17 protein-coding genes and 1 pseudogene are annotated in these 19974 nt (G+C 74.9%); 13 read left to right on the top strand and 5 right to left on the bottom strand.

The annotated features are described in order from the left end of the window. Window positions 1–24: 24 nt before the first annotated feature. The 5 genes from VM95_RS09590 to VM95_RS09570 all read left to right on the top strand — a co-directional run bounded on the left by VM95_RS09590 (window position 25) and on the right by VM95_RS09570 (window position 4270). On the top strand, window positions 25–528 hold the full coding sequence (locus VM95_RS09590) for a hypothetical protein (RefSeq protein ID WP_045694102.1): 504 nt from the start codon (window positions 25–27) through the stop codon (window positions 526–528). Between the two features lie 90 nt (window positions 529–618). Further along, window positions 619–1473, top strand: coding sequence for an S-methyl-5'-thioadenosine phosphorylase (locus tag VM95_RS09585; RefSeq protein ID WP_045694100.1), 855 nt, complete (start codon window positions 619–621; stop codon window positions 1471–1473). Window positions 1474–1492: 19 nt separating this feature from the next. Continuing rightward, entirely contained in the window at window positions 1493–2911 is a 1419-nt protein-coding gene (locus tag VM95_RS09580; protein WP_045694098.1) for a glycosyltransferase family 87 protein, read from the top strand. Between the two features lie 53 nt (window positions 2912–2964). After that, window positions 2965–3678, top strand: coding sequence for a molybdopterin-dependent oxidoreductase (locus VM95_RS09575; protein ID WP_045694097.1), 714 nt, complete (start codon window positions 2965–2967; stop codon window positions 3676–3678). Beyond that, window positions 3662–4270, top strand: coding sequence for a cytochrome b/b6 domain-containing protein (locus tag VM95_RS09570; protein WP_045694095.1), 609 nt, complete (start codon window positions 3662–3664; stop codon window positions 4268–4270). The genes VM95_RS09575 and VM95_RS09570 overlap by 17 nt, the downstream gene beginning before the upstream one ends. Window positions 4271–4309: 39 nt before the next feature. Here the strand turns inward: VM95_RS09570 and VM95_RS09565 are convergent, their stop codons facing one another. The 4 genes and pseudogenes from VM95_RS09565 to VM95_RS09555 all read right to left on the bottom strand — a co-directional run bounded on the left by VM95_RS09565 (window position 4310) and on the right by VM95_RS09555 (window position 7464). Further along, on the bottom strand, window positions 4310–4963 hold the full coding sequence (locus tag VM95_RS09565; protein ID WP_045694093.1) for a class I SAM-dependent methyltransferase: 654 nt from the start codon (window positions 4961–4963) through the stop codon (window positions 4310–4312). Next, a complete protein-coding gene (locus VM95_RS43635) occupies window positions 4960–5487 on the bottom strand; it encodes a DUF2064 domain-containing protein (protein WP_244178702.1) in 528 nt (175 codons plus the stop codon). Before VM95_RS43635 ends, VM95_RS09565 begins: the two co-directional genes overlap by 4 nt. Window positions 5488–5586: 99 nt before the next feature. Next, window positions 5587–6309: pseudogene (locus VM95_RS43630) on the bottom strand (glycosyltransferase family 2 protein); the annotation flags it as partial. 99 nt (window positions 6310–6408) lie between these two features. Beyond that, complete coding sequence (locus VM95_RS09555; protein ID WP_045694090.1) at window positions 6409–7464, bottom strand: NAD-dependent epimerase/dehydratase family protein; 1056 nt, start codon at window positions 7462–7464, stop codon at window positions 6409–6411. Window positions 7465–7748: 284 nt separating this feature from the next. Here VM95_RS09555 and VM95_RS42330 point away from each other — a divergent pair, with 284 nt between their 5' ends. Genes VM95_RS42330 through VM95_RS09535 form a run of 5 tightly spaced genes read left to right on the top strand, consistent with a single transcriptional unit; the run spans window position 7749 to window position 15621 of the window. Then, window positions 7749–7889, top strand: a complete 141-nt coding sequence (locus VM95_RS42330; RefSeq protein WP_157882022.1) for a hypothetical protein — start codon at window positions 7749–7751, stop codon at window positions 7887–7889. 3 nt (window positions 7890–7892) lie between these two features. Beyond that, window positions 7893–10238 (top strand): hypothetical protein, encoded by a 2346-nt coding sequence (locus VM95_RS09550; RefSeq protein ID WP_045694087.1) that lies wholly within the window; start codon window positions 7893–7895, stop codon window positions 10236–10238. 42 nt (window positions 10239–10280) lie between these two features. Next, entirely contained in the window at window positions 10281–10598 is a 318-nt protein-coding gene (locus tag VM95_RS09545) for a hypothetical protein (RefSeq protein ID WP_045694085.1), read from the top strand. Between the two features lie 5 nt (window positions 10599–10603). Continuing rightward, window positions 10604–14341 carry a hypothetical protein gene (locus tag VM95_RS09540; RefSeq protein WP_045694082.1) on the top strand — a complete coding sequence of 1246 codons (3738 nt, stop codon included), beginning with the start codon at window positions 10604–10606 and terminating at the stop codon, window positions 14339–14341. A 53-nt stretch (window positions 14342–14394) separates the two neighbouring features. Beyond that, the gene (locus VM95_RS09535) at window positions 14395–15621 is read left to right on the top strand and encodes a hypothetical protein (protein ID WP_045694080.1); all 1227 of its coding nucleotides are present in this window, start codon (window positions 14395–14397) and stop codon (window positions 15619–15621) included. A 55-nt stretch (window positions 15622–15676) separates the two neighbouring features. On the opposite strand, the gene VM95_RS09530 is transcribed toward VM95_RS09535, so the two are convergent. Then, window positions 15677–16165 carry an Lrp/AsnC family transcriptional regulator gene (locus VM95_RS09530; protein WP_045694078.1) on the bottom strand — a complete coding sequence of 163 codons (489 nt, stop codon included), beginning with the start codon at window positions 16163–16165 and terminating at the stop codon, window positions 15677–15679. A 159-nt stretch (window positions 16166–16324) separates the two neighbouring features. On the opposite strand from VM95_RS09530, the gene VM95_RS09525 reads away from it, so the two are divergent. The 3 genes from VM95_RS09525 to VM95_RS09515 all read left to right on the top strand — a co-directional run bounded on the left by VM95_RS09525 (window position 16325) and on the right by VM95_RS09515 (window position 19625). Then, complete coding sequence (locus tag VM95_RS09525; protein WP_052707238.1) at window positions 16325–17986, top strand: PLP-dependent aminotransferase family protein; 1662 nt, start codon at window positions 16325–16327, stop codon at window positions 17984–17986. A gap of 258 nt (window positions 17987–18244) precedes the next feature. Continuing rightward, window positions 18245–18751: a SigE family RNA polymerase sigma factor gene (locus VM95_RS09520; RefSeq protein WP_045694076.1), complete on the top strand. Its 507-nt coding sequence runs from the start codon at window positions 18245–18247 to the stop codon at window positions 18749–18751. Between the two features lie 76 nt (window positions 18752–18827). Next, window positions 18828–19625: a hypothetical protein gene (locus VM95_RS09515; RefSeq protein ID WP_045694074.1), complete on the top strand. Its 798-nt coding sequence runs from the start codon at window positions 18828–18830 to the stop codon at window positions 19623–19625. Window positions 19626–19974 lie beyond the last annotated feature (349 nt).

The following is a 19974-nucleotide window of genomic DNA, read 5'->3' as shown; positions in this document are numbered from 1 at the left end:
AGCACCTCACGACCGGGACGGACGATGAACCGACGCACCCCCCTCACCCGCTGGTACGGCGCCGGCCCGCTGCACCTGCTCGCGCTCCTCGCCTCCCTCGCCCTCACCGGCTTCGCCGTCCAGCGCCTGCTGGCCGAACGCCCCCTCGCGGTGGCGGTCTGGTTCGTCGGCGCGGCCGTCGCCCACGACCTGCTCCTGCTCCCGCTCTACTCGCTCGCCGACCTCTCGGCCCGGTCCGTGCTGCGCCGGCGGCGCGGGCCGGCACCGGCCGTGCCCTGGATCAACCACCTGCGGGTGCCGGCCCTCCTGTCGGGCCTGCTGCTGCTCGTCTGGTTCCCGCTCGTCCTCGACCTCTCGGTGCCCTACCCGGGCGCCACCGGGCTGTCGGAGGGCGTCTACCTGGGCCGCTGGCTCGCCGTCACCGGGGCCCTGTTCGGCGCGTCCGCCCTCGCCCTGGCCCTCCGGCTCCGCCGGGCCGGCCGATCGGGACCGGCGCGGGGGTCGGGCGAGGACGGCGGCGAATCGTAGGACGGCGAATCGTAGGACCGGGGCCTGCGGGGTAGGGCTCGAAGGGCTCGTGCATCAGCCGGGGCATTCCTTCCAAGAGAGGTGGTACAGATGACGGTTCGTCGGGACTCCGCACAGGCCGAGCTGGGCGTGATCGGCGGCTCGGGGCTCTACGCCCTGCTCGACGAGGTGACCGAGGTGCGGGTCGACACCCCGTACGGGCCGCCGAGCGACGCGCTGTTCCTCGGCGAGGCCGCCGGCCGCCGGATCGCCTTCCTGCCCCGGCACGGGCGCGGCCACGGCCTGCCGCCGCACCGGATCAACTACCGGGCCAACCTGTGGGCGCTGCACTCGCTGGGCGTGCGCCAGGTGTTCGGGCCGTGCGCGGTCGGCGGGCTGCGCCCCGCGTACGGGCCGGGGACGCTGGTGGTGCCGGACCAGTTCGTCGACCGCACCTCGGGCCGGGCGCAGACCTACTACGACGGCCTGCCGCTGCCGGACGGCACCGTCCCCGAGGTCGTGCACGTGTCGATGGCCGACCCGTACTGCCCCACCGGGCGGCAGGCCGCCCTCGACGCCGCCCGCGCCGCGGCCTGGGAGCCGGTGGACGGCGGCACGCTGGTGGTGATCGAGGGCCCGCGCTTCTCCACCCGCGCCGAGTCCCGCTGGTTCACCGCCAACGGCTGGTCCGTGGTCGGCATGACCGGCCACCCCGAAGCCGTCCTCGCCCGCGAACTCGGGCTCTGCTACACCTCGTTGGCGCTGGTCACCGACCTGGACGCCGGGGTGGAGTCGGGCGAGGGCGTCACCCACGCCGAGGTGCTGGAGGTCTTCGCCCGCAACGTCGACCGGCTGCGCACCGTGCTGTTCAAGGCCCTGGAGGCCCTGCCCGCCGACCGGGACTGCCCCTGCTCGCACGCGCTGGACGGCCTCACCACCGGCCTCCCCGGCGTCCCGGGCCACTGACCCGGCCCGGCCCGCCCGCATGCCCGCCCGGACCGTCCTCCCCTGCGCGCTCGTCCTCGCCGCCCTGGTCACGGCCCTCGCGCTGACCGTGACCGGCGGCGGGACGCTCGCCGACCGGCCGCCGCTGTACGGCTGGTACGCCCTCGACGCCGCCCTCTTCGCGCTCGCCCTGCTCCTGCTGCGCGGGGTGGACGACCGCCGGGTGGCGCCGCTGGTGCTGGCCGGCAGCGCCCTGGTCGCCGCGGCCGGGCTGCTGGCGCCGCCGCGCACCAGCGACGACGCCTACCGGTACGTGTGGGACGGCCGGGTCCAGGCGGCCGGCATCTCCCCGTACGCGCACGCCCCGGACGACCCGGCGCTGGCCCGGCTGCGCGACCCGGGCCTGTTCCCGGTCGGCGACGGCTGCACGGGCTGGGACGAGCGGCGCACCGCGGCGGGCGACTGCACCCGGATCAACCGGCCCGCCGTGCACACGATCTACCCGCCCGTCGCCGAGGCCTGGTTCCTCGCCGCGCACCCCTTCGGCGGCGGCGTGCGCGGCGCGCAGGCGGGCGGCGCACTGCTGGCGGTCGCCACCACCGGCGTCCTGCTCGCCGCCGGGGGCCGGCAGCGGCGGCGGGCCGCGCTGTGGGGCTGGTGCCCGGGCGTCACGGTGTGGGCGGTCAACGACGCGCACGTCGACACCCTCGGCGCGCTCCTGATGGCGGCCGGGCTGGCCTGCGCGGCCCGCCGCCGGGCCGGCCCCGGCGGCGCCCTGCTCGGCGCGGCCGTCGCCACCAAACTGCTCCCGGCCCTCGCCCTGCCCGGAGCGCTGTCCGGAGCCCTGTCCGCAGCCGTGCCCGCAGCCCTGCCCGGAGCGCTGTCCGGGCTGTTCGCCCGGCGGCCTCGGCGGCACGACCTGGTCCTGCTCGCCACGGCCCTGGGGACCTTCGCGGCGGCCTACCTGCCGTACGTCGCCGCCTCCGGCGTCGGCGTCCTCGGCTACCTGCCCGGATACCTCCGGGAGGAGGGCTACGAGCAGGGGCACCTCGAACGCTTCGGCCTGCTCCGGGCGCTGCTCCCCGACGCGTGGACCCCGGGGGCCGCCGCCCTGCTGCTCGCCGCGGTGGCGCTGTGGGTGCTGCGCCGGGGCGACCCCCGCCGGCCCTGGCGGGGCGCGCTCCTGGTCACCGGCACCGCGCTGCTGGTCGTCGCGCCGAGCTACCCCTGGTACGGCCTGCTGGTGGTGGCCCTGGTCGCCCTGGACGGCCGGTGGGAGTGGCTGGCGGTGCCCGCCGCCGGCCAGGTGCTCTACCTGACGGGCGGCGAGGACGCCCAACGCGCCGCGTACGGAGCCGCCCTGGCCTGCGTGCTCGCCGTCCCGGCACTGCGCCGGCTGCTACGCACGGCACCGGCCCGGCCCGGACACGAGATGCGCCCGGAGATGACGAAAGTCTGAAAGAACGCCCCCGGCCCTGGCAGACACCCGCCCCGACCTGCTCGAATCGTCGGGTGGACAGAACAGACGACGAGAGCCGGGGCACCCCGGTCGGGCGCCGGGTCGTGCTCGGCCTGCTCGGCCTCGGGGCCGCCGGCGTGGCCGCCGGGCCGTACCTGCAGCGGGCCGAGTCGGCGCTCGCGGAACGGGACCCGATCGGCCTGTCCGGGCTGCTGCCCGGCAACAACGGCTTCCGCTACTACTCGGTGGTGACCTCCGTCCCCGAGCGGACCGAGGCCGACTACACCCTCACCGTCGACGGGTTGGTGGAGCGCCCCGGCACCCACCGGCTCGCCGATCTGCGGGCGATGCCGCAGCGGCGGCTGGTCAAGGACGTGCAGTGCGTGACCGGCTGGCGGGTGCCGGACACCCCGTTCGAGGGCGTGCCGCTGGCCCACCTCCTGGACGCCGCCGGGGTGCGGCCGGGGGCGAAGGCCGTCCGTTTCAGCTGCTTCGACGGCGCGTACACCGAGAGCCTCACCCTGGAGCAGGCCCGGCGGGACGACGTGCTGGTCGCGCTGCGGATGCGGGACGACGCGATCTCGCACAGCCACGGCGGGCCGGTGCGGCTGTACGTCGCGCCGATGTACTTCTACAAGTCGGCGAAGTGGCTCTCGGGCATCACCGTCACTGGCGCGGTCGAGCCGGGCTACTGGGAGCGCAACGGCTACGACGTCGACGCCTGGGTCGGCCGGTCGAACGGGAGGGACGATGCGCCGACGAGCTGACCTGGTCCTGCGCTTCTCCCGCGCCGAGCGCTGGGTGCACCGCACGACCGCCGCACTGATGGGCGTCTGCCTCGCCACGGCCGCCTGCCTCTACGTCGCGCCGCTCGCCGAACTGGTCGGCAACCGCCCGCTGGTGGTCACCGTGCACGTGTGGTGCGGCCTGGCGCTGCCGGTGCCGCTGCTGCTCGGCCTCGCCTTCCGCGACCTGCGGGCGGACTTCGTTCGGCTGAGCCGCTTCACCGCGGTGGACCGGCAGTGGCTGCGGGCCGTCCGCGGCCGGGCCGCGCACCGGCCGGCCGGCAAGTTCAACGCGGGGCAGAAGCTGTACGCGCAGTGGACGCTCGGCGCGATCCTGGTGATCGTCGGCACCGGGCTGCTGATGTGGCTCACCCACCTCGCCCCGGCGTCCTGGCGCACCGGTGCGACCTTCGTGCACGACTGGCTGGCCGCCGCCATCGCCGTCGTCGTCGCCGGGCACGTCCGGATGGCCTGGCGGGACCGCGAGGCGCGGCTGGGCATGCGGACCGGGCTGGTCGAACGGCGGTGGGCCGAGCGCGAGCACCCGCACTGGCGGGCCGCGGAGCCGGAGTAGCGGCCGGGCCGCCGGCCCGCCCGCACGCGGACCGGCGGCTCAGGCCTTGCGCAGCGCGAGGAAGCGGCGGCCGTACGAGGTCCAGCGTTCCGCCTCGACGAGACCCGCGGCGCGGGCCCGCCGCAGGGCGGCGGCGGTGCCCAGCCGGGCCCAGGGGAAGGCCGGGCCGAGCCGGCCGTCCGGCCCCTCCACCCGGACGAGGGCGCGCTCCTCGACCTCCCGTGGCTCCACCTCGACCAGCAACTGTCCGTCCGGGGCGATGAGTTCGGCGCCGCGGCGGAGCAGTGCGCCCGGGTCGCCGCCGATCCCGAGGTTGCCGTCGGCGAGGAGTGCGGCGCCCCAGCGGCCCTCGGCGGGCAGGCGGTCGAAGACGGACCGGCACAGCGCGGGGCCGCCGAGGCCCACCGTGCGGGCGACGGCCGCCCCGGTCACGTCCACGCCGAGGACGGGCACGCCGAGGGCGAGCAGCGCGGTCACCAGCCGGCCGGGGCCGCAGCCGAGGTCGAGGACGGGCGCCCGCAGCCGGGCGCAGCGCAGCAGCAGGCTGTGGTCGGCGCCGGCCGCCGGCGCGCACCAGCGTTCGATGTCCAGGCGCCGCCGCCGGCCGTCCTCGCGGCGCAGCCAGAGCGGGCCCCGGCCGGTCCGGACGGCGTCGGCGAAGGGGTCGTCCACCCAGGCCGCGGCGACCGTCAACTCGCCACCTCCGGCGCGGAGTCGAGGGCGCGCAGCCGCGCGGCGAAGCGGCTGCCGGGGGCCTCGGCGGCCACCTGGTGGGCGTCCTCCATGGTGTCCACGTCGGTGAGCCGGGGCAGGTGGTGGACGGTCAGTCGGGCCTGCGCCAGGCGGCGCAGGAGCGCCGCGCCCGTGCCCGGGGTGGACATCGGCACGCCGTGCAGGAGGCGGGCGGCCAGCTCCGCGCTCGGCCGGGCCAGGCCGAGCGCCCAGAACCCGCCGTCGGCCGCCGGGCCGTACCAGGCGTCCACGCCCGGGCGGCGGGCGGCGGACAGCGGTTCGGCCAGCGCGGCCGCCTCCAGCTGCGGGGTGTCCATGCCGACCAGCAGCGCGGGGGCCCGCGGGGCCAACCGGGCGGCGTCGGCGAAGGCGGCGGCCAGCCGCCGGTCGAGGCCGCCGCCGCCCTGCGGGACGACCTCCCAGCCCGGCGGCAGCCAGCGGCCGGGAACGCCGTCCAGGACCAGCAGGCGCCGCCCGGCGGGCATCGCGCCCAGGGTGTGCAGGGTGTCGGCGAGCGCGGCCCCGGCGAGGTCCGCCGCCTGGTCCGGGGTGCAGGGCGGGGTGAGGCGGGTCTTCACCCGGCCGGGGGCGGGCGCCTTGGCGATCACCAGCAGGGTGGGCGGCGGCGCGGCCAGCACCGCCCGCATGTCGCGGACGGCCTGGCGGGTGCCGCGCACGGTGCCGGTGACCTTGGACCGTCCCGCGCGCGGCAGGTAGTCCACCGGGGTCTCGGCGATCCGCAGCCCGGCGGCGGAGGCCGCGAGCACCATCTCCAGCGGGTAGCCGGAGCGCCGGTCGCCGAGGCCCAGGGCCAGCAGCCGTTCGCGGCGGGCGGCGCGCATCGGGCCGAGGTCGTGCAGCGGCGCGCCGGTGCGGGCCCGCAGCCGGCGGGCGAGCAGGGCGTTGGCGAGGCGGGCGTGCGGGGGCCAGGCGCCGGCGGTGGCCGGTCGGCGCCGGCCGAGCACCAGGTCGGCGGCGCCGGCCAGCACCGGGCCGGTGACCCGGGGGAGTTGGGCGGGGTCGAGCGAGCCGTCGCAGTCCAGGAAGCAGACCAGGTCGGCGGTGGCGGCGCGCAGCCCGGCGTGGCAGGCGGCGCCGAAGCCGCGCCGGGGTTCCTCGACCACGGTCGCGCCGAGGGAGCGGGCGAGCTCGGCGGAGCCGTCCCGGGAGCCGTTGTCCACGACGATCGCCCGCCAGCCGTCCGGGATCCGCGCGAGCACCCAGGGCAGTGCGGCGGCCTCGTCGAGGCAGGGCAGCACGACGTCGACGGCCCACGGGGGAGGAGGGGGAGGAGTCACGGCGGTCACGCTAACGGTGGCCGGTGCCGAGGGGGCCGAACCGCGCCCGTGCGGGGGTGCCGCGGCCGCCCGGGTGGGGCCGTTCGGGGGATCCTCCCGCACTCGCCGTCAGGCGCGCTGCGGCGCGGCCGCGAACTCCACCATGCCGTCCGCGAAGGACACCCGCGGCCGCCAGCCGAGCTCGGCGCGCAGCCGGGACGAGTCCGCCGTGACGTGCCGGACGTCGCCGAGCCGGTACTCGCCGGTCACCACCGGCGCCGGCCCGCCGTGGGCGGCGGCCAGCGCCTCGGCCATTGCCCCGACCGTCCGGACCTCGCCGCTGCCCACGTTGTAGGCCCGGGCACTGCCCGGCGGCCGGTCGCCGACCGCCGCGAGGGCGGCGAGGTTGGCGTCGGCGACGTCCCGGACGTGGACGAAGTCCCGGCGCTGCCCGCCGTCCTCGAACACCCGGGGCGCCTCGCCGCGGGCCAGGGCCGAGCGGAACAGCGAGGCGACCCCGGCGTACGGGGTGTCGCGCGGCATGCCCGGCCCGTAGACGTTGTGGTAGCGCAGCGTCAGGACGCGGCCGCCGCAGGCGCGGGCCCAGGCGGCGGCCAGGTGCTCCTGGGCCAGCTTGGTGGCCGCGTACACGTTGCGCGGGTCGGCCGGCGCGTCCTCCGCCACCAGCCCGGGGCCCAGCTCGGCCCCGCAGTGCGGGCACGGCGGCTCGAACCGGCCGGCGTCCAGCGCCGCCGGGCGCCGCGGGCCGGGCGCGACGTCCCCGTGCGCCGGGCAGCGGTACCGGCCCTCCCCGTAGACCACCATCGACCCGGCGAGCACCAGGCGCCGCACCCCCGAGCGCGCCATCGCGGCGAGCAGCACGGCCGTGCCGAGGTCGTTGCAGGCCGCGTAGTCCGGCGCGTCGTCGAGGTCGAGCCCCAGCCCCACCATCGCCGCCTGGTGGCAGACCGCGTCCACACCCTCCAGCGCCCGCCCGACCACCGCCGCGTCCCGCACGTCACCGCGCCGCGCCTCCACGCCGTCCGGCAGCACGGGCATCACGCCGGACGGATGCACGGCGGGCAGCAGCGCGTCCAGCACCCGGACCTCGTGCCCCGCGGCCGCCAGCGCCCGGACGACCGTCGACCCGATGAACCCGGCACCGCCGGTGACCAGAATCCTCATGCCCCGCGACGCTACCGGCCCACCACCCCGTGACCCCGCCGCCCGGCGGCCGTGTCCCCGCCGGTCACGCTCCGGCGGCGGCGAGCGGTGACGCTCGGTCAGGGCGGCGGCGAGTACGGACGGTGTTGCTTTTCACCCGACCGGCGTAGTGTGGGGGTGAACGAAGCATCCGATCCGGAGCGTCGCCCGTCTGTGCCCTCCGGATCCCGCACGAGGGCCGCGTTCCGCGCCCCGGCTCGACCCCGCCGACCCCCTTCCTCCTGCTCGGGGTGCGGCGTGCCCTCGTGAGACTCCGCGTTGCCGAGCGCCTGGTGCACGACCTCCTGGCCCCTCCTGCCCCAGCTACCCCCACGGACCGCGCGCTGCTGCGCGAGCTCACCTTCGCGGACGGGACGGCCGCCGGGCGGCGGGAAGGTGGTGGATGAGCGATGACCGAGCCGGTGACCTCTCTGGTGCTGCGACCGCCGGACCTCGTGAGGGTGACCGTCACGGCGGTCGGTCTGGCCGAACAGGAGGGAGCGGCCGGGCCCGAGCTGGTGTCCACCGGGCCGGGCGGCCGGCTGGTCGTCGAGTTCGCCGCGCAGCACATCGCCGAAACGGCGCCGCCGCCCGGGTCGTCGTCGAGCGAAGGCCGTCCGGCCGGGCCCTCCAGGCTGGAGTTCCCGGTGGACGACCGGCCGATTCCGCTGTCCGGGAGCGGTCTCCTCACGGCGATGGGCCGGCTTCGACCGGTTCCCGGCACGGCGGCCGACGGCAGCACGCTGGAGATTCCGTGGCGGGTGCTGCTCGGGCTGGTGGCGGACACCACCTGCGTGCACCGCGCCGCGCCGGCCACGGGGTCCGGCGGCGTCACGGAACTGTGGCACACCCGGCTGGTCGCCGACGGCGGTGCGTACGCGTCCGTGTCCCCGCTGCGGACGCTGCCGCTGGGCGGCGACGCGGGCTTCGCGGGTGGCACCCCGTTGGGCGGCTTCTTCGACAGGATCGACGCGCAGGCGGCCGCACATCCGGGCCAGCCGATGGCGGTGGACCGGCTGATCCTCAGCGCGTCCGGGGCGTGGTTCGGCGGCTCCATCAGCTGGCGCGGGGATGCCGGGGAGCTCGACTGGACGCACCGCGCCGCCATGGGCCGGGACTTCTACGTCCGCGTGCTGGAAACCGGCGTGCTGTTCCCCTTCGGCCACCGGGCATCCTTCGTCGAGACCTACGAACGCCGGTTCGAGTCCGGCGACGCGCCGGTGGCGGTGCTGCGCGGGACGCGGTCACTGGTGATCACCGAGCCGGCCCGCGACTTCGACCTCGCGGAGCGCCAATTCCCGTTCCAGCACGTCGAGCTGGCCCCGCTGATGGTCGACGGGTTGGATCAGCCGGCGGACACCACCACGTTCTGGCCGACGCGCGGCGGCGCCCCGGTGCTGTTCTCGGTGCATGCCCGGGCCGCCGGGGACGTCGTGGAGATGGCGTTGCCACTGCTGTTCCACGCCGGTGCCGGGTCCGACCAGCTCGACGCCGTCTACGCCCAGGGGCCGGGCGCCGTCCATGACGCGGCGGCTGGGCGACCTCAGGCGTCGGTCGGGCGGTTCATGGCCGTCGCGGTGAAGAGCCCGACCGAGGCTTTCGACGGCGCCGTCCAGCACGTACGGTCGCTGACCTTCGGCGGCAAACCCGTCGCGGACGGCCCCGGATTCCACCCCGTGGTGACCGGGCTCGAGGTGATGCTGCCGGCCGTGCGCCAGCTGCTGGGAGCGGACGGGATCCTGAACGCCCAGCTGTCCGACGAGCTGGTGCAGACCCCGGCCGGGGCCGAAGTCCCCGATGTGCTCCTGAAGTTCGACACGCTCCCGTTGAAGTTCGGCTCGGCCCGCGCCGGGGTGGTGGCCGCGCCGAACATGAACGTCAACCGGATCTCGCGGACGCTGGGGCCGATCACCGATCGTCTCCCGACCGACCCGGCCGAGCTGTTCCCCCCGGACGCGAACCTGCTGGGCGTCTTCCCGCTCCGCGAGCTCATCTCCCGGATCTCGCCGGAGCACGGCCGCCCGACGATCACGTGGTCGGGCGGCGACCATCCCGTCGCGACACTGACCTGGGCGCAGGAACTGACCCAGCCGTCGGGCCCGTTCGCCCCGACCACGGGCGCCACCTGCCAGGTCGGCCTCACCGTGACGACCAAGCCCGCCGCCGCGAACGGCGGGCCGCCGCCGGTGGTCACGGACGGCACCGTCAGCAACTTCACGCTGAGCATCCCGCCGCAGGACACCCTGGTCGAGCTCGACTTCCGCGAACTGAAGTTCCACGCCGAAACCGGAGCCCTGCCCACCACCTCGTTCTCGATCGGCGGCGCCCGGCTCACCGGCAGCCTCGCCTTCGTGCAGAAGCTGCAGCAGGCGCTGCCCCAGGTGGGCGACGCCGCCCCGGCGATCGAGGTCTCGGACAAGGCCATCAAGGCGACGTTCGCGGCGGCCGTGCCGAGCCCGCTGTCGATGGGCGCCTTCACCTTGCGGAACATCCGGCTGCAGGCCGCGATCACCCTGTCGTTCGTCAACGAGCCGGTGCTGGTGGAGTTCTCCTTCGCATCGCGCGAACAGCCCTTCCTGGTGGTGGTCTCCGCGTTCGGAGGCGGCGGCTACCTCGAACTGGCCATCGGGGCCGGCGACTCCGGCGGGCTCCAACGGTTCGTCGGTTCGCTCGAGTTCGGTGCCTGCGCCGCGATGGACTTCGGGGTGGCCTCGGGCGAGGTGCACGTGTTCGGCGGGGTGACGTTCACCAAGTAGGGCAGCGCCGTCGAGATCACCGGCTACCTCCGGATCGGGGGCATGGTCCGGGTGCTCGGACTGGTCTCGGTGTCGGTCGAACTGACCATCGCGATGACCTACGTGCCGAACATGCTGACGGGGTCGGCCCGGCTGGTCATCAGCGTCGACCTGACGTTCTGGTCGACCTCGGTGGAGATCGGGTGCTCCAAGTCGTTCGGAGGCTCCGAACCGGCGCCGCCCGTGCACGGGGGCAACCCCGTCGCCCTGGTCGCTTTCATGGTCGGCCCGGAACCCGGGTTCTCGGTGCAGGAGGCTCTCGGCCGGGACACGGCGTCCTACCCGTGGCAGACGTACTGCCAGGCCTTCGCACCGGAGTGATCCGCATGGCTACCTCGCTGACCCGCCAGTTCGTGTGGACCGTCATTCCGGCCGGCCGCGTCGCGACCGTCGACGGCGGCCAACTGGCGCTGTGCTCGGTGCTGCTGACCCCGCGACTGCTGGGCCCGGCCGACCAGCCGCTGCGGCTCTCCGATTTCGGCCTGCAAGCCTGGCCGCAGGCCCTCGCGGCGGTCGGCTTCACGATGAACCGCGGCGACACCGTCGTGCCGGCGCAGCCCGTGCCGCACCTCGACCTCGATGGGAACCCGACGCTGTTCACGGCCGCGCAGCAGCAGTCCGCGTGGAGCGCGCTGTTCCCGCCCGACCTGGCCGTCCGGCCCTACCAGCCCGCCTCCTACCAGGACCGGCAGGCCGTGCACATGCCCGCCAGCCAGGCCGGCGCGCAGATCAGCGCCGCCTACGGGCAGAGCGGCTCCGCGCTGGCGGCGGCGCACCAGACCGATCCCGAGGCGCTGCGGGCCACGCTGCGCACCGTCAACGAGGGCTGGCAGAGCGGCCTGCGACCGTCCGACACCGACGCCGGTACGGAGCCGTCGCCGCTGCGCCGGGCCTACGACTTCTACCGGCGTCCGGACAGCGCGGCGGCGGCCCCGCCCGGCGCCCCGGAGCAGCCCGAATTCCACGACATCGTCGCCAGACTCGCCGACCACCCGATGCTGCTGCGGGCGCTCGGGCTGATCGTCGACCTCGGGGTCCCGGTGGCCGCGCTCGCCCCGTCCACCGCCCCGGCCACCCTGCGGGTGACGCCCCGGTGGCCCGGGTCCGAGCCCACGGCCGGCTGGGCCGGCGCCGCGCAGGACGACCTGTCACCCACCACCGCCTACACCCTGTCCGGCACCCGCTTCGTGCCCGCCGCAGGCTCCGGGCCGCAGGCCGCCCCGTTCGCGCTGGGCATGCTCGCCCTGGCGGGCGCGGCTTTGGGCGCCGCTCCGGGCGCCGCCCCAGGTGCGGCCCCGGCGGGGGACGGCGCCAACGGCCGGTTCGAGATCATGCCCTTCGACGTCGACGGGGCGGCGCTGCGCATGGTCGGCATCGCCGCGTCCGGCGACGGCGGGCCCGCCTCGGACCACGCCGACGACACCGGGCTGCCCGCCCTGCGGTCGGCCGGAGTCGCCCTGCTCGACACCGACCGCGAGCAGGAGCACGACAACCGACTGCGGCGCGCCCAGGACCGCGCGACCAGGGAGGGCCTGTTGGGCTCGCCGCTGACCGCCGACAACCTCGTCGCGGGATACCGCCTCGACGTCTGGGACGACCGCACCCGGACCTGGCGGTCGCTGTGTCAGCGCCGAGTGCGGTACGGCGTCGGCGGCCTCCAACTCGGCGGTGCCGACGGGCTGCTCGAAGAAGGCTGCGTCCGGGTCGATTCGGTGACCACCGGCGCCGGCGCGGACAGCGCCGTCTACGTGCACCAGACCGTGGCCCGCTGGGACGGGTGGAGCGCGGTGGCCCCGCGGCCGGACCGCATCGCGGAGCCGGTCGACACCCCCGACCTGCCCTTCACGATGGTGCTCGGCCACGAACCGGGGTCCCTGCCCCGGCTGCGGTTCGGCCGGCACTACCAGCTGCGAGCCCGCCTGGCCGATCTCGCCGGAGGCGGGCTGCGACCGGGGGAGCCCGATGCCGACGAGCAGCACAGCGCGTCGTTCCCGCACCGCCGTTTCGACCCCGTCCCCGCACCCGAGCTCCTGCCCACCCGGCCGTACGTCGACGGCGAAGGGCCAAGCCGGCTGGTCGTCCGCAGCGATCGCGGGACCTCGGCCGCCGACTACGCCGCCGCACACGGGTACCCGGCGGATGACCTGCGGTACCTGTTCGCGCCGAAGGCCCCGCTCGAACTGGCCCTCCAGCACGGGGTGTTCGACTCGGCGGTGGGCGCCGCGGCCGTGCCGCCGATCGATTCGGCGTTCACCACCGCCGTCCGCGCCGACCGTGACGTGACCGACATCCCCGGCGCGCAGCCCCACGACGAAGGGGCCGGCTCCTACCAGGTCGTGCCCGCGACCGGCGTCGACCTGCCGTGGCTGCCGGATCCGGGAGCCCCGCTGTTCGCCGTGGGGGTGCGCTCGCGCCCCGTCGACCCGGTCACCGGAACGGAGGGCACCACGACGGGGTTCGACGGCGCCGACCACCTGCACCTGCAGCACCGCTGGGGGAAGTGGCCGGACTACCCGCCGGTCGGCCTGCGACTCGTCGCCGGCCCCGCCGGATGCACGGCGAGCATTCCGGACACGGGGGCACCACGCGTCATGACCGTCGAACTGGGGCCGGCCGAGCAGGCGACGCTGGACCTCGTGTCCTGCCCGGGCCTCGCCGACGTTCCCAACCACGGGGTCGCGATCTGGGCCGGCGCGGATCCGGCCGATTCGACGAAGACCACCAACCAGCTCGTCTACCACGGCCACATCCGCACCGTGACCCCGCCGCACACCATCACCGTCGTGCACGCGGTGCAGCGGCCCCTGGTCGACCCGGGCGGCCGCTTCGTGGCCAGCCGCCAGACCGGCGACACCGACGCGATCCTGCGGATCACCGACCTGGTCCTGGACGTCGCGAGCACCGGGCGCATCGACGTGCACGCCGAGTGGTCGGACTTCGAGGACGTCATCACCGATCCGCCGTCCGCCCCGGCCGCCGCGGCCTTCGCCACCCACGTCGGCTCCTACGACGTGGCCTACACCAGGCCGGATCTGGCCCTGCCCACGATCGTGCACACCTTCGGCGACACCCGCCGCCGGCAGGTCACCTACACCGTCACCGCGATCTCGCGGTTCCACGACTTCTTCGGCAGGCTCACCGCCGTCGACCCCGAGGCCTGCACGGTACGGGTCACGCTGCCCGGGACCACCGACGTGCCCTGCTCGGCACGGCCGCCCGCGCCCCGGCCGCGGTACACGGTGCCCGCGTTCGCCTGGTCGCGCAGCAGCAGTGGCGGGGTCCACCGCTCCACGCGCGGCGGCGGGCTGCGGGTGTTCCTGGAACGCCCCTGGTTCGCCTCCGGGACGGACGAACGGCTGGCCGTGATCGTCTCGGCCGGCTCCGAGCCGGACCACGTCAGCCTCACCGGGAAGGACCCGATCTGGACCACCGACGCGCCGAAGAGCCCGCTGCGCGCGGATCAGGTCGTGGCGGCCCTCGGCGCGGTGCCGGAGGTGCTCGACGAGGCCGGGGGAGGGGTCACCGCCGTGCTCCACCCGGTGACCTTCGACGCGGAGCCGAACTGCTGGCTCGCCGACATCGACCTGTCACCCCTGGCCGCGACGTCGTACCGCCCGTTCGTGCGCCTGTCGCTCTGCCGCTACCAGGAGCACACGGCCGTGGACGTGCCCCACCTGTCGGCGCCGGTGGAAACCGAACCGCTGCAGCTGTTCCCGCCCCGGGACCTGGTCGTCACACAGGCGGCGGCCGGGATCACGGCGGTCCTCGGCGGCAAGGGCCCGGACGGTCCGGAGGCCAACACGGTCCGCGTCGAGCTGCAGGCCGCCACCAGCGCCGCGACCGCGGCGCTCGGCGACGACGCGGTCATCGGCTCCTCCGGCTGGACGACCGTCGCGGCCACCAGCGGTGCCCTGGGGGCGCAGCTCCAGCTGAGCATCCCGGCCGGGGAGACCCGTCCGCTGCGGGTCCTCGTCACCGAGGTCGAGAACTACCCCGCGCAGGACCCGGGCCCCGGACGCCAGGGCACCCGGCTGGTGTACGCCGAGACCGTCCGCCTGACCTGATCCCGCCCTGATCCCGCATCCGACCGACACCCAGAGCGCACCAGGAGGTCGCCATGGGATTCGACTTTCCGTTCGGCTCGCAGGTGGTCGAGCTCGCGTTCCAACAGGTCAGCGACGAGTTCCCGTTCTCCGACCTGGTGCCGATCGAGATCGGCGAGACCTACCTGCGCGTCATCGCGCTGTGGCGGGACAACCAGGCGCTCGGCGGGAAGGCGCCCACCGTCGAGGTCCGTTCGGGGCAGGGCGGGCTGACCCCGCTGACGGTGACGCCGCTGGGGGAGGGCACCACCGCCGTACCCGTCATCGGGACGGACGGCGTCGTCGCGGCGCAGGGCACGTGCGTGCGGGGGAACAACGACGTCTACCTCGTCCACCTCTTCGCCATCGCGGAGACCAATGGCCCCTGGCAGCTGCGCCTCACCAACAACGACCCGCAGACCCTGCACTTCGTGGCGATCAGTTCCACCGACCCCGACCAGACCCTGCAGCCCTGGATGGTGTGGGGCGCCACCCCGGGGAACTTCACCGCGGCGGGCGACCCGAACGAACTCCACGTCTTCCTGCCGGGCCTGTTCACGACCCACGCGGTGACGGTGCGCAACCTCGGCACCGCCCCGCTCGTGTTCGACGAGAAGGCCGGGGAGTCCATCGGGGGCCCAGACAGCCCCGCCGTGATGGCGGCCCTGCCCGCCCGGACCGATCCGGACCACCACCCACTGCTCGACACGCACGGAGTCGACCAGATCGTCTTCGGCGTCCACCACAACGGCGCCGACGCCGATACCACCGTCACCCACACCGTCCAGGCCAACGACGGGCGGCACCAGGCGCAGCTCACCATTCTGGTCAAGCGCACGAACTACCCGCCGCCGTCGCCCGGCGCCCCCTGCAACATCGACCACTGCCCCGGCTACGTCCCGCCCCCGCCGTACGAGCCCGCCCTCGGCGCGCCGACCACAGGCCCGTGCGGGCAGACCGGGTGCGGACACGGCGAGGGCTTCCACGGACTGGGACCGGCCTGCCGGCTGGACGACGGCTGCCCCGGCTACCGCAGCGCGAACGGCGGGACCAGCGGTGCCGAGGACGACGTGTGCGTGCAACCGGGATGCGGCCACACGTGGGGCGAATCGCACAAGATCCATCACCAGCCCCCGCCGGACACCCACTGCCGCCGCGACGACGGCTGCCCCGCGTTCTCCGGCGGCTCGGGCCCGCACGCGATCTGCCGGCGGGACATCTGCGGCCACCCCTTCACCGACCACACCGAGCTCCCGACCTGACGGCCACCGGACGGAGCGCAGCGGACAGCACCGCGCCCGGGGTGGTCCGCGCGGGTCAGACCGGCCCCAGGTAACGGCGGCCCGGTATCTGCTCGAAGATCAGGTTGGTGCGGGTCTGGGCCACCGCCGGGTGGGTGGTGAGGTGGTCGACGACGAAGTCGCGCAGCGCCTCCGGGCCGGCGACGCCGACGTGCAGGAGGTAGTCGTCCGAGCCGGCCATGTGGAAGACGGCCAGGACGCCGGGCAGATCGGGTGCGGTGGTGCGGAAGCTCTCGTTCTGCTCGCGGGTGTGGGCGCGCAGCCGGACCGAGATCATCGCCTGCAGCGGCAGGCCGATGGCCGCCGGGTCGACCTCGGCGCGGTAGCCGCGGATGATGCCGCGCTCCTGGAGGGCACGCACCCGGGCCAGGCAGGTGGACGGGGCGATGCCCACCGCCTCGGCGAGGGCGTTGTTCGGCAGCCGGGCGTTGTCGGTCAGGGCGCGGACGATCGCCCGGTCGGTGTCGTCGATGGGGGTCCGCCGCTGCTGCGGATTGTTCGGCATGCCCGCCAGGATCCCAGCCGATTCCGTCGATGAGCAAGCTCGTTCGGGCTTCGACCGAATCTTCTTCGGCCGAGCTTCCGGAAACCGCCGGAAAGTTCCATCCTGGGCGCGGGCGGCGAACGCCCCCCGACCCCCCACCACGCCCGGAGTGCCCCGCCCATGAGCCCGACCGCCACCTTCGCCGTGCCCGCACCCGCGACCGCGACCTGCGTCGACCCGGGCCCGGAGCTGGACGGCGACGCGTTCGTGCTCCCCGCGACCGGCCTGGACGACACCCGGCGGCTGCGCGCGCTGGACACCGTGGACGAGTACCTGACCCGCAAGCGCAAGCACCTGGTCGGCTACCAGGCCACCCAGGACATGCAGGGCACCGCGCTGGACCTCGCCCGGTTCATGCCGAACAACATCAACAACCTCGGCGACCCGTTCCAGAGCGGCGGCTACAAGCCGAACACCAAGGTCATCGAGCGCGCCGTCCTCGACTACTACGCGCGGCTGTGGCACGCGAAGCGCCCGCACGACCCGGCCGACCCCGAGTCGTACTGGGGCTACATGCTGTCCATGGGCTCCACCGAGGGCAACATGTACGCGCTCTGGAACGCCCGCGACTACCTCAGCGGCAAGGCCCTGATCCACCCGCCGACCGCCGCCCGCGACGAGGTCCGCTACGTCCAGGCCGAGCCCGACCGGCACAACCCGAACGCCCACCGCCCGGTCGCGTTCTACTCCGAGGACACCCACTACTCCTTCGCCAAGGCCGTCCGGGTGCTGGCCGTCGAGACCTTCCACGCCGTCGGCCTGGAGCTGTACCCGGACGAGTGCCCGCTGACCGACCCGGCCACCGGGCGCCGCGAATGGCCCGCCGAGGTGCCCTCCCGCCCCGGCCCGTCCGGGTACTCCTGGGACGGCCCCGGCGAGATCGACGTCGACGCGCTCGCCGTCCTCGTCGAGTTCTTCGCCGCCAAGGGGCACCCGGTCTTCGTCAACCTCAACCTCGGCAGCACCTTCAAGGGCGCCCACGACGACGTCCGGACGGTCTGCGAGCGCCTGCTGCCGATCTTCGAGCGGTACGGCCTGGTGCGCCGCGAGGTGGTCTACGGGACCTGCCCGGACAGCGGGCAGCCGCTGGTCGACGTGCGCCGCGGCTTCTGGATCCACGTCGACGGCGCGCTCGGCGCCGGCTACGCGCCGTTCCTGCGGATGGCCGCCGAGGACCCGGCGTACGGCTGGGCGCCGGAGACCGGGCTGCCGGAGTTCGACTTCGGACTCGCCCTGCCCACCGCCGAGCACGGCGAGGTCGACATGGTCTCCTCGATCGCCATGAGCGGCCACAAGTGGGCCGGCGCGCCGTGGCCGTGCGGCATCTACATGACGAAGGTGAAGTACCAGATCTCGCCGCCGTCCCAGCCGGACTACATAGGCGCGCCCGACACCACCTTCGCCGGCTCCCGCAACGGCTTCTCCCCGCTGATCCTCTGGGACCACCTGTCCCGCCACTCCTACCAGGACCAGGTCGACCGGATCCGCACCGCCCAGGAGCTCGCCGCCTACCTGGAGCGCCGCCTGCTGGCCATGGAACAGGAGCTCGGCGTCGAGCTCTGGCCGGCCCGCACCCCGGGCGCCGTCACCGTACGGTTCCGCAAGCCGAGCGCCGACCTGGTGGCGAAGTGGTCGCTGTCCTCGCAGGACGTCCTGCTCGTCCCCGGCGACGAGTCCACCCGCCGCAGCTACGTGCACGTCTTCGTGATGCCCTCCGTCGACCGGGCGAAGCTCGACGCCCTGCTCGCCGACCTCGCCGAGGACCCGGCCGTCCTCGGCTGAGCCCGGCCGACCTCGGCCGTCCTCGGCTGAGCCCGGCCGACCTCGGCCGTCCTCGGCCGACCCGCGCGCGGCAGCTCCCCCCGGCCCCGGCCGGGGGGAGCATTGCCGTTCCCGGAGACGGGGTTCCCGGACAAGGGGTTTCCGGAGAAATGAGTTCCGGAGAAAAAAGTGCCCAGCCCCGCACGACATCCCGGCGCCCCACGTAGTCATCAGGGGTATGCACGAAGATCACACCACCAGGGAACGGGCGGGCACCGAGTGAAGTCAGCACAGGAGGACGAGTACCTGGCCTTCGTGGCCGCGAGGGCCAAGGCGCTGTACCGCTCGGCGTACGTCCTCGCCGCCGGCGACGCCCACCTCGCCGAGGACCTCGTCCAGGAGACCCTCAGCCGGGTGTACGTCCACTGGAAGCGCGTGGTCCGCGCGGACAACCCGGCGGCCTACGCCCAGACGGTGCTGGTCCGCACCTTCCTCAGCCTGCGCCGCCGCCGCAGCAGCACCGAACGCCCCACCGGGACCCTGCCCGACAACGCGGCCACCGGCCCGGACACCGCGCTGCGCCTCACCCTGCTGGACGCGCTCGGCCAACTCCCGCCCCGCGACCGGGCGGTGCTGCTGCTGCGCTACTGGGAGGACCGCAGCATCGAGGAGACCGCCCAGATGCTCCGGATGACCAGCAGCGCGGTCCGCTCCCAGAGCACCCGCGCACTCGGCAGGGCCCGCGCGCTGCTCGGCGACAGCCTGTCCGACCTGATCCCGCACTGAGCACCCCGTCCGCGCAGGCCGACACCGCCCCGAGCCCTCACCCGCGACAGAACAGAACAGAACAGGTGACCCCACCATGTCGTTCGAAACAGACCTCGCCCACGCCCTCGACCGCACGACCGACGCCCTCGAACCCGAGCTCGGCACCTTCCTGAACGGCGCCGTCGAACGCGGCCGCAGCCGCCGGCGCCGCCGCACCGCCGCCGTCCTCGCCGGAGCCGGCGCCTGCTGCGCCGTGCTCGCGGTGGCCGGCCTGGTGCTCCCCGCCGCGCTCGCCGGCAGCCACTCCGCGGGAGAGCGGGAGATGCCGATGGCGGCGCCCCGCACCACGATCACCGACGCCCAGATGATCCAGGCCGTGGAGGCCACGTTCCCCGGCGGCCGGTTCAGCCAGGAGACCGGGCAGAGCAACAACCCCTCGGACCCGTCCGGCGGCTACGTCGCCAACGGCGGACTGGTCCTCGACGACGGCCACGGCGCCGCCTACGTCGGCGTCTCGGCGCAGCGGCTCAAGCTGCCGCTGGAGGACGGCGAGGGGCTGAGCTGCAGTGCGAGGCCCCGCGCCGCGGGCGACACCTGCAAGGTGAGCGAGCTGCCGAGCAGCGCCGCGCTCCCCGGCGGGGCCCTGGTGATGACGGAACAGACCGCGGCCGGCCACCCGGCCGGCCCGGACACCGCCCACCGCTGGACGGTGACGGTGACCCTGAAGTCGACCGGCGCTCAGCTCCAGATGGTGCAGTGGAACAGCACCGGCGGCGGTAGCGGAAGCGAGGTGCCGAAGCCGACCCGTTCGGGCCCGCCGCTCTCCGACCAGCAGGCGGTGGCCGCCCTCACCGGAGCCACCTGGGCACCGATCCTCGCCTCGCTCGGCTGACCCACCCGGGGCGGCCTGCGCATTTTGTTTTGAGCGTGGCGGAGGAGTACTGTCTCCCAGTCGCTCGGCTGGGAGCACCGGACACGCATCTGCGCGGACGGTCCCGGGGCGGCCAATCCTTTGAGACATCACGTCCGGTTCGCACCGGGCCGGTCCTGTCATGTGCAGGTGCGGCTCGGTGCGTATTCGGCGTGCGCGTTTTATCGGGTTGCGGTCGGACTCTGCTGGATTCGCTTTTCGGAGCGGGGATCGGCTAGAGTTTGAAACGTCGGACGGGGCGTCAAGCCCCGGAAGACACCGGCGAGTTGGATGACGAAGCCCCGGAAAACGGAGCGGAAAACATCTGATA

It is taken from the genome of Streptomyces rubellomurinus (genome assembly GCF_000961885.1).
GTDB lineage: Bacteria > Actinomycetota > Actinomycetes > Streptomycetales > Streptomycetaceae > Kitasatospora > Kitasatospora rubellomurina.
This window is presented reverse-complemented; position numbering and strand designations above follow the sequence as displayed.

Excerpts from the sequence above, each read along its gene's own strand:
- VM95_RS09535 (WP_045694080.1), top strand. The coding sequence starts at position 14,395 with ATGGGATTCGACTTTCCGTTCGGCTCGCAGGTGGTCGAGCTCGCGTTC.
- VM95_RS09555 (WP_045694090.1), bottom strand. The coding sequence starts at position 7,464 with ATGAGGATTCTGGTCACCGGCGGTGCCGGGTTCATCGGGTCGACGGTC.
- VM95_RS09570 (WP_045694095.1), top strand. The coding sequence starts at position 3,662 with ATGCGCCGACGAGCTGACCTGGTCCTGCGCTTCTCCCGCGCCGAGCGC.
- VM95_RS09590 (WP_045694102.1), top strand. The coding sequence starts at position 25 with ATGAACCGACGCACCCCCCTCACCCGCTGGTACGGCGCCGGCCCGCTG.
- VM95_RS43635 (WP_244178702.1), bottom strand. The coding sequence starts at position 5,487 with ATGCCCGCCGGGCGGCGCCTGCTGGTCCTGGACGGCGTTCCCGGCCGC.
- VM95_RS09585 (WP_045694100.1), top strand. The coding sequence starts at position 619 with ATGACGGTTCGTCGGGACTCCGCACAGGCCGAGCTGGGCGTGATCGGC.
- VM95_RS09540 (WP_045694082.1), top strand. The coding sequence starts at position 10,604 with ATGGCTACCTCGCTGACCCGCCAGTTCGTGTGGACCGTCATTCCGGCC.
- VM95_RS09550 (WP_045694087.1), top strand. The coding sequence starts at position 7,893 with ATGACCGAGCCGGTGACCTCTCTGGTGCTGCGACCGCCGGACCTCGTG.
- VM95_RS09525 (WP_052707238.1), top strand. The coding sequence starts at position 16,325 with ATGAGCCCGACCGCCACCTTCGCCGTGCCCGCACCCGCGACCGCGACC.
- VM95_RS09530 (WP_045694078.1), bottom strand. The coding sequence starts at position 16,165 with ATGCCGAACAATCCGCAGCAGCGGCGGACCCCCATCGACGACACCGAC.
- VM95_RS09515 (WP_045694074.1), top strand. The coding sequence starts at position 18,828 with ATGTCGTTCGAAACAGACCTCGCCCACGCCCTCGACCGCACGACCGAC.
- VM95_RS09580 (WP_045694098.1), top strand. The coding sequence starts at position 1,493 with ATGCCCGCCCGGACCGTCCTCCCCTGCGCGCTCGTCCTCGCCGCCCTG.
- VM95_RS09545 (WP_045694085.1), top strand. The coding sequence starts at position 10,281 with ATGGTCCGGGTGCTCGGACTGGTCTCGGTGTCGGTCGAACTGACCATC.